Annotated in this window: 7 protein-coding genes; all 7 read right to left on the reverse strand. The window is 72.9% G+C overall.

The genetic code is table 11. The features are described from left to right. Positions 1 to 66: 66 nt before the first annotated feature. Positions 67 to 1,599 (reverse strand): adenylosuccinate lyase family protein, encoded by a 1,533-nt coding sequence (locus ACFU5G_RS28170; RefSeq protein ID WP_377252118.1) that lies wholly within the window; start codon positions 1,597 to 1,599, stop codon positions 67 to 69. A gap of 517 nt (positions 1,600 to 2,116) precedes the next feature. Further along, positions 2,117 to 2,257, reverse strand: coding sequence for a hypothetical protein (locus ACFU5G_RS28175; protein WP_020017462.1), 141 nt, complete (start codon positions 2,255 to 2,257; stop codon positions 2,117 to 2,119). A 132-nt stretch (positions 2,258 to 2,389) separates the two neighbouring features. Next, positions 2,390 to 3,406 carry a branched-chain amino acid ABC transporter permease gene (locus tag ACFU5G_RS28180; RefSeq protein WP_377252120.1) on the reverse strand — a complete coding sequence of 339 codons (1,017 nt, stop codon included), beginning with the start codon at positions 3,404 to 3,406 and terminating at the stop codon, positions 2,390 to 2,392. After that, entirely contained in the window at positions 3,403 to 4,302 is a 900-nt protein-coding gene (locus ACFU5G_RS28185) for a branched-chain amino acid ABC transporter permease (RefSeq protein ID WP_377252122.1), read from the reverse strand. The genes ACFU5G_RS28180 and ACFU5G_RS28185 overlap by 4 nt, the downstream gene beginning before the upstream one ends. A gap of 62 nt (positions 4,303 to 4,364) precedes the next feature. Next, positions 4,365 to 5,075 (reverse strand): ABC transporter ATP-binding protein, encoded by a 711-nt coding sequence (locus ACFU5G_RS28190; RefSeq protein WP_377252124.1) that lies wholly within the window; start codon positions 5,073 to 5,075, stop codon positions 4,365 to 4,367. Continuing rightward, positions 5,072 to 5,821 carry an ABC transporter ATP-binding protein gene (locus tag ACFU5G_RS28195; protein ID WP_377252127.1) on the reverse strand — a complete coding sequence of 250 codons (750 nt, stop codon included), beginning with the start codon at positions 5,819 to 5,821 and terminating at the stop codon, positions 5,072 to 5,074. The genes ACFU5G_RS28190 and ACFU5G_RS28195 overlap by 4 nt, the downstream gene beginning before the upstream one ends. Then, a complete protein-coding gene (locus ACFU5G_RS28200) occupies positions 5,818 to 7,128 on the reverse strand; it encodes an ABC transporter substrate-binding protein (RefSeq protein WP_377252129.1) in 1,311 nt (436 codons plus the stop codon). Before ACFU5G_RS28200 ends, ACFU5G_RS28195 begins: the two co-directional genes overlap by 4 nt. Positions 7,129 to 7,196 lie beyond the last annotated feature (68 nt).

The raw sequence follows: 7,196 nt of genomic DNA on the forward strand, positions 1-7,196 counted from the left end.
GCCGTCGCTCCCAGGGACCGGCAGGTTCCCGGGGAGCGACGGCCGGACAGCCGCGAGGAGCGAGGACTACAGGCCGACGAGCAGGAGCTCCTCCGGGGTCCGCGCGGCCGCGGCGACCCGGGTGCCGTCGACCAGGCGGACGGCGTCGACGTCGTCCCCGGTGCTCGGCTCGGCGGCGGGCTCGTCCGCCGTGTCGCGGACGAAGAGCGGCACCGGCTTGGCCGTGCGCGCGCTGAACTCCAGCCGGTCGGCGACGGCGCGGGCGTGCTGCGCCATGTCGTGCGCGATCGTGATGCTCTCGCCGAGGTAGGCGCGCGGGTCGATCAGGCGGCAGATCTCGGCCCGGTCGAAGTAGGCGCTCACCGTCGTGTTGCGCACCAGCAGGTCGAGGAACTGCTCGTCGCCGACTGCCGACTCCTGCGCCACCTCGTACACGACCTCGTGCGCCTTCTGGCGGCCGATGCGCTCGCCCAGCTCCATCATCAGCGACTCCGAGCCGATGAGGCCCTCGCTGAGCGCCAGGTTGGCGCGCATGCGCTGCTCGTCGAGCTCCAGCCCGTCGAGGATGACGTCCAGGCGGGTCAGGATGTCGCCGGCCAGGACGGTGGCGCGGGAGACCGTCGACTCCAGGAGGTCGGTCATGCCGCCGTTGGCCTCGTGGTCGTGCTGCATCGACTCGAGCGCGGGCGCCGCCAGCGCCCGCAGCTGGGCGCTCATCGACAGCAGGTCGAGGGCGAGCTGCGGGTTGCGCTTGTGCGGCATGGTCGAGCTGCCGACCGTGCCCTCGGGGATGGGCTCGAACGCCTCGCCGAACTCCGGCTGCATCATCGAGTAGATGTCCTTGCCGATCTTGCCGGCGGTGCCGGCGACCTGGCCCAGGACGAGCACCAGCTCGACGATGCCGTCGTTGATGGCGCGCGACGGGACCGGCATGGTGCCGAGCCCCAGGTGGTTGGCGACCCGGCGCTCGACCTCGCGCCCGGCGGGACCGAACGACGCGAACGTGCCGACGGCGCCGCCCATGAGCACCCGGAACAGCCGGTCCTCGAGGCGCTCGAGCCGGTCGGTGTGCGCCGCGAGCTCGTCGATCCAGACGGCGACCTTGAAGCCGAACGTCACCGGCACCGCGTGCTGGCTGTGCGTGCGGCCCGCCATCGGCACCGCGGCCGACGCCTCCGCCTGCTTGGACATGCCGCGCAGCACCTTGGCGAGCAGGTCCTTGACCGCGCGGTGCGCGTCGCGGAGCACGAGCACGTCCGCCGTCTGGGTGATGTTCTGCGTGGTGGCGCCCCAGTGCACCCAGCCGCCGTGCTCGCGGCCGACCACGCGCGCGAACTCCTCGATGAGCGGCATCAGCGGGTGGCTGGCCGACGCCGTCTCGGCCGCCACGCGGTCGAGGTCCAGCTTCTCGATCTGGGCGGCCCGGGCGATCGTCTCACCGGCCGGCTCCGGGATCAGGCCGACCTCGGCCTCCGCGAGCGCGAGTGCGGCCTCGACGTCGAGGCGCGCCTGGAATCGGTTCTCGACGCTGAAGAGGTGCGCGATCCCGGCGTCGGGAACGCGACCGTCCGTGAAGTGTCGAATCGATTCGCCATTCATCCCTGGTAACCCCACTCAGTTCTTGTGTCGTACGTGATCGGACGTGCTCTGCTGGGTCCGCACCCCGTCTCGGGGCCGGGCTCCTTGCGAGTTCCCTGTTCCACGTCGTACCGGTCGCCGCGGGTCCTTGCCCGCCTGCGCACCGTGCCGAACTCGCCGTGCCTCATGCGCCTGCATCAACCTGCCGTACCGCTTCCGCTCACCAAATTGTGGGAGAGGATGCGCGCTCCAGGCTAGCGGACTTGTTTCCGGAATGTAACGGGAGTGAGGTCGATCACATGAATCGGAGGTGAACTGCGGCCCCTCGCCTGGCCTTCGACAGGGCCTGCGGGGCAGGGGGTGAACTTTGCGGGCGCGGCATTCGTCTCGCATGCCGGACAGCCCGGCCGGGACGCCCGGCCGACCTGGGCACGCGGCGGGCCGGGAACGCGGAAGGCCCGGCCGCGCCCGCCAGACATGGCGGTGCGACCGGGCCCTCCGTCGTGGGCACCGGGACTCGGTGCGGACCCCGCTCGGCTCAGCCCGCGCTGGCGTCGTCGGCCGGGGTCTCGCGTTCCTCGTGCAGGGACCCGTAGGTGTCGGTGACGCTCCGATGCACGAGCGTGGTCCGGCGAGGGTTGGCGATGGAGTGGTACTGGGCGTCGTCGGCGTCCGTCATGGGTCCTCCTCCGGTGCAGGCTTACGGCTACGCTGCACGTGGCTCACCCGCTGATCTGCGGATCAACTATTTTCGTTGATACCGAGTCGCGCCGTCGACCCAAGTCGCTGTGACGTCGGACTCACCGCGCCGTCAGATCCGACCGGACCGCACCCGGTAGGTCGTGGGGAAGAGCTGGAACCGGCCCGCCACCAGGCCCCACAGCCCGCGCGGCGCCAGCAGCACGACGGCGACGGCCACCACGCCGAGCACCACGAGGTACCAGGTGCCCAGCGGCGCGAGGGCCTGCTGCAGCACCCAGTAGACGACGGCCCCGACCAGCGGCCCCTCGATGGTGCCGATGCCGCCGACCACGACGATGAAGATCATCGCGGCCGTCCAGCTCACGGAGTAGATCGACCCCGGGGTGACGCCCAGCGTGCTCAGTGCGATCAGCGCACCCGCGAGCGCGGCGCCGGCCGAGCCCGCGACGTAGACGAGCCGGCGGCCCCGGTCGACGGCGACGCCGAGGCTGCTCGCGGCGACCCGGTCGTCGCGGATCGCGGTGAGCCCCAGTCCCACGCGGGAGCGCATCAGCAGGTAGGTGCCGAGCACGACGGCGACCATCAGTGCCAGGGCGAACCAGTAGACGAAGGCCACGCGGTCGACCCGGTCGGTGCCGCGGAAGGCCGCGAGCGACAGCCCGCTGCCGCCGCCGAGGCCGTCGATCTGCATCGTGACCAGGCGGAACACCTCGGCCACGACCCACGTGCCGATCGCGAAGTACCCACCGGCCAGGCGGAACACCAGGTAGCTGGTGGGCAGGGCGATCGCCGCGCCGATCACGCCGGCCGCCAGGACGGCGGCCCACGGCGGGGCGCCGACGGCGTCGGCGAGCTGGATCAGCGCGTAGCCGCCCACGCCCACGTAGGCCTGCTGGCCGACGCTCACCATGCCGCCGTACCCGGCGAGCAGGTTCCAGGTGGTACCGAGTATCACGAGGGCAAAGAGCATGACCAGGCTGGACAGCGCGCCCAGGGTCACGACGTAGGGCACGACGGCGGCGAGCAGCACGACGACGAGGACCAGGCCGCCGCCCCCGAGCAGGGAGCCGCGCCCGCCGCGGGTGATCGTCGGGACGCCGGTCGGGGGCACGGTCGGGACGCTCACGCCGGCACGCTCCGGGGCAGCAGGCCACCGGGCCGGACCACCAGCACGGCGAGGAAGACGAGGTGCCCGGCGAGCACCCCCGACTGCGGGTCGATCTGGGCGCCGATCGTCTGCGCCATGCCCAGCACGACGCCGCCCGCGAGCGTGCCCCACAGGGAGCCGAGCCCGCCGATGATCACGGCCTCGAACGCGAACAGCAGCACGAGGTCGCCGTAGCCGGGCGAGAACTGCGTGCTCATGCCGACGAACACGCCCGCGAGCGCCAGCGTGGCGAACGCGAGGGCGGTGGCCACGGCGTACATGTGCTTCGGGTCGACGCCGGTCATCGCGGCGGCCCCGGCGTCGTCGGCGACGGCGCGCATGGCGCGGCCGGTGGGGGTGCGGGCCAGGAAGAGCTGGACGCCCGCGATGACCGCCACGGCCACGACCAGGGTGATCAGCGGCAGCAGGCCCACCGAGAGCGGGCCGAGCGGCACGCCGGTCGAGGCGAGGTCGCCCGTGGGGATCTTGCGGGTGTCCGCGCTGAACACCTCCTGGAGCAGGCTGGTCAGCGCCACGGCGACGCCGAACGAGACCAGCAGGGGCGCGAGCTCGCCCGCGCCGCGGCCCGCACCCGCCCCGCCCGCGCGCACCTGGGCCAGCGCCGGGTTGAAGAGCCCGCGCTGCACCGCGTAGCCGAGCGCCGCGAACACCGGCACCACCACGAGGATCGCGAGCCACAGCGGCAGGCCCTGCTGCACCAGCACGAGCGACAGGTAGGCGGCGAGCACCGCGAGCACGCCGTGCGCCAGGTTGACGATGCGCATCACGCCGAAGATCAGCGACAGGCCGCACGCCAGCAGGGCGTACTGCCCGCCGAGCAGCACGCCCTGCACGCCGGCGTTGAGCCAGTCCATCAGTCCTCCGTCATCTGTTTCGCTGGGGTTCTACTTCGCTGGAGTTCTACTTCGCTGCGGTTCTACTTCGGCGGGGTGATGCCGAAGTACGCGTCCGCGACGGCCTCGCGGTCCAGACCGGCGGCCGGGGCCTCCAGCACGGTGCGGCCGCGCAGCAGGCACTGGACGCGGTCGGCCACGCGCAGCGCCTGGTCCAGGTCCTGCTCGACGACGAGCGCCGTGGTGCCCTCCGTGGTGATGCGCCGCACGGCGTCGTAGATCCGGGTGACGACGGCGGGCGCGAGGCCGAGCGAGACCTCGTCCAGCAGCAGCACGCGCGGGTTGGTCAGGAGCGCCCGGCCGATCGCCACGGCCTGCTGCTGGCCGCCCGAGAGCACGGCGGCGCGGCGGTCCCGCATCTCGGCGACGTGCGGGAACACGTCGTACACGGCGCGCAGGTCCCACGGCCCGGGGCGCTTCGGGTACCGGCCCATGAGCAGGTTCTCCTCGACCGTGAGCGAGCCGAAGAGGCGCCGTCCCTCGGGCACGAGCGCGACGCCGCGCCGCACCCGCCGGTGCGCAGGCACCCCGGTGACCACGGCGCCGTCGAGCAGCACGGTGCCCGCCGTGGGCAGGTGCGTGCCGGCGAGCGCCGCGAGCAGCGTGGACTTGCCGGCGCCGTTGGCGCCGAGCACGGCGAGGGTCTCCCCCTCGGCCAGGCTGAGCTCCACCCCGTCGACCGCGAGCAGGTCGCCGTACCGGACCTCCAGGCCCGTGACCTCCAGGACGCTCATGCCGGCTCCCCCGGGACGGAGTCGACCGTCGAGCCCAGGTACACCTCGACCACCTGCGGGCTGCGGATCACCTCGTGCGGGTCGCCCTGCGCGATCACCTCGCCGGCGGCGAGGCACAGCAGGCGGTCCACGACGTCGAGCAGCGCGTGCAGCACGTGCTCGATCCAGACCACGGCGACGCCGTCGTCCCGCAGCCGGCGCACCAGGCCGACCACCTGCGGCAGCTCGCGCTCGGTCAGGCCGCCCGCGATCTCGTCCAGCAGGAGCAGGCGCGGCCCGGTCGCGAGCGCCCGCGCCACCTCCAGCCGCTTGCGGTCCAGCAGGCGCAGGCTGCCCGACGGCGTGTCGGCCGACCCGGCGAGGTCGGTCACCTCGAGCGCGTGCCAGGCCCGGGCGCGGGCGTCGCCGCCGTGCCGTCGCCCGGCGAAGGAGGCCCCGACCAGCACGTTCTCGTACACGGTCAGCCCGGCGAAGGGGCGCGGCACCTGGTACGAGCGGGCGACGCCCAGGTCGGCGCGCGCGGCGGCGCCGAGCCTCGTCAGGTCCTGCCCGTCCAGCACGACGGACCCGGCGTCGGCCCGCAGGGTGCCCGCCACGATGTCGAGCAGGGTGGTCTTGCCCGCGCCGTTCGGCCCGACGAGGCCCAGGGCCTCGCCGGCCGACACCTCGAACGACACGTCGCGGGCGGTGACCACCCGGCCGAAACGCTTGGCGACGCCGGCCACCTGGAGCAGGGGCACGGTCACCTGAGCGGCTCGACGTCGCCGCCCGTCGGGATCTCCGGGGCCAGCGTGTTGGAGACCACGACGAGCTCGTAGGGGTGCTGGCCCTCGTCCGCGCCCTCGTCCAGGCGCCACTGCCCGCCCACGAGCGGGGTCTTGGCCACGTAGGGCGGCACGCTGTCGTCGGCGCCCCAGGCGATGTCGCCCACCACGGTGGAGACCTCCAGCGTGGACAGGGCCTCGGTGACCGCGTCGGGCTCGGTGGAGCCCGCCTCCTGGACGGCCGCGACCGTGATCTCGAACAGGGCCTCCGCGAAGCCGAGCGGCTGCGTCCACTGCTTGCCCGTGTCGCTCTCGTACTGGTCGGCCAGCTCCTGCGCGGTCTGCCCGGTCAGCGACGAGGTGAACGGCGCGGTCGGGTGCCACCAGACCTCGGACGTGAGGCCGTCGCCCGCGTTGCCCAGGGCCTCGACCGACGACGGGAACAGCAGCGCCTTGCCGATCGTCGCGACCTTGGGCTGGTAGCCCTGCTGGCCTGCCTGCTGCCAGAACGTGGTGAAGTCCGGCGGGATCGGCACGCCGACCAGGATGTCGTGGCCCTCGAACGCGGAGAGCTGAGCGGAGAAGTCCTGCGTGCCGTTCGGGTACAGGCCGGGGTCGTCGATCGTCACGCCGGTGTCCTTCGTGAGCGCGGGGAAGTTCGCGCTCCACGCCTGGCCGTCCGGGTCGTTCGGGAACAGGCCGGCGGCCTTGCCGTTGTTCTCGACCTGGCCCCACATGTCCGCGTACACCGCGGACACGTCCTCCAGGCCCCAGAACGCGTGGTAGCTGTACTTCAGGTCGGCCGGCTGGTCGCCCTCGCGGATCGCGAAGGGCTGCCACGGCGCGACCGTCGAGATGCACGGGACGGCGTTGGCCTCGCACTGCTCCGAGACGGGGTTGGTGATGTCCGGCGTGGACGACGTGAGCACCAGGTCGACGCCGTCGCTGTTGATCAGCTCGGCCGCCACCTCGCCGGCGCGGGCGGAGTCGGACTGCGAGTCCTTCACGATGATCTCGACGGACAGCTCGGCGCCGTCGACGGTCACCGGGTTCTCGGCGAACCACTGCTCCATGGACTCGATCACGTACGTGTTGGCCTCGCCGAACGGCGCCGACGAGCCGGTCTCGGTGGAGACGAAGCCGATCTTCAGGACGTCGTCGTCCCCGCCGCCCCCGCCGACCGTGCCGCCGCCGACGTCGCCGCAGCCCGTCAGGGCACCGGCCAGCGCGGCCGTCGAGGCCCAGGCCACCGCCGCGCGCACGTTCAGGGACCGTACGTTGCGAACCATCGTCGTCACTCCAAGTCTGTCGTCGAGCCTCTGGTTGTCAGACCCACAGGTCCCCCGAGGGACCTGTG

Source organism: Promicromonospora sp. NPDC057488 (genome assembly GCF_042802395.1).
Classification (GTDB): domain Bacteria; phylum Actinomycetota; class Actinomycetes; order Actinomycetales; family Cellulomonadaceae; genus Promicromonospora.